This window comes from Anoxybacillus thermarum, from assembly GCF_000836725.1.
GTDB classification, from domain to species: domain Bacteria; phylum Bacillota; class Bacilli; order Bacillales; family Anoxybacillaceae; genus Anoxybacillus; species Anoxybacillus thermarum.
This window is the reverse complement of the sequence record NZ_JXTH01000124.1, coordinates 1-1,290: the sequence shown is the minus strand read 5'-3', so window position 1 is coordinate 1,290 and position 1,290 is coordinate 1. Positions and strand designations below refer to the sequence as shown.

Here is a 1,290-nt window from a genome sequence, read left to right as displayed (position 1 = left end):
AATACATAGGTCATTCGGCAAAATCGTGTGCTGGGCATGATAGGCAAAACGGGCGTCCGAGTCATTGGCCGATTGAACGCATAGTTGAAGACAGGCACCAGACAACAAGTCATATTCAAACTGAATTTTCGCTCCTGATGAGACGGAACCTCGGTAGTCCTCCCCGTAGTCGGCAGGAACCAAAAAACTGGTCGAATCCAAAATCCGCAAGCGAGTAAAACACGTCCGGTAGGTTTGGATGGTGGACCAAAGCAATGGGCGTTGTCGTTGGAGGAGAAGGAAAAACACTTCTCGCAAAAACGCCACGGCTCGCTCGGTAAAGCGCTGATTCAATCCTTCGCTGGACAGGGAACAGTCATGGCGGAGCGTGAGAGACGTACATAACCGTTGGAGTGATTGTTGTGCCAGTGAGCCATCTCCCCATGCACAAAGAGTCAAAAATGCTTCTGCCGTTAATGCTCGTTTTCGTTGGATAAATCCTGTTTCTTGAGCAAGATGAGTCAATGTCTCAGGCGAGAAAAGTTGGCGGATGGTTTTCATCCATGCTTGCATTTGATTTTCCATAGAAAAAATCCTTTCTAACGAAGAGTATTCGCTAGAAAGGATACCATGTTTTTAACGGTGTACAAAGGCCCAAATTCTTAACTTGATGGCTATGCGGTTCATCCCTCTTTTATTAATTATTCATTGATTGCATGTAATAATCTGATCTTGTAATTCCTTGATGGGATGATGATTAACATATTTATTTTAATAATCCGTTGACAGGTACGAAAAATAAAAGAGCACCCAAAGCTGAATTTTTAGAAGCTTGGGTGCAAATAGAAGACAGGCAACGAAAATCAGTCAAATTAGATTAATAGCGACAGCTTGTCTTTTCTATATATATTGTCTTTTCTATATATATTTGTAAAATCGTATTTCTTTTCCATGTATACTTGATGCCAAATCATAAAAGCAAGGACGGTCCAGATTTTTCGGCTATGGTCTGCGTGTGAGTAAAATATTTGTGGGTGACATTCAGGAATGATTCCCCGACGAGGGTTGCGAACTTTTGTTCGCGACGCTCGTCGGGGCCACCAAGCGAAGCGCGGTAGAAAAAAGCAAATGTCATGCAAAAAGGACTCTCTCCCTGCTATGATGGTGATGACCAACATCAATAAAACAGGAGGGAGAGAGTCCATGAAACATTTTACCACAGAATGGCCTTTATTAAAAGAGCTGGAGGAACAATTAGTCAGAACTCTTCAAAAGGTGTTCGCTGTCTTGTTGGCGGCCCTTTTGGAGGAG

Annotated in this window: 1 protein-coding gene and 1 pseudogene; one reads left to right on the top strand and one right to left on the bottom strand. The window is 43.0% G+C overall.

Annotated features, from left to right (window positions below; all coding sequences use genetic code 11):
* Positions 1–564: pseudogene (locus LH47_RS14605) on the bottom strand (IS4 family transposase); the annotation flags it as partial.
* A 618-nt stretch (positions 565–1,182) separates the two neighbouring features.
* Here LH47_RS14605 and LH47_RS17275 point away from each other — a divergent pair.
* On the top strand, positions 1,183–1,290 hold a 108-nt coding region (locus LH47_RS17275), incomplete at its 3' end, for a UPF0236 family transposase-like protein (RefSeq protein ID WP_407637157.1).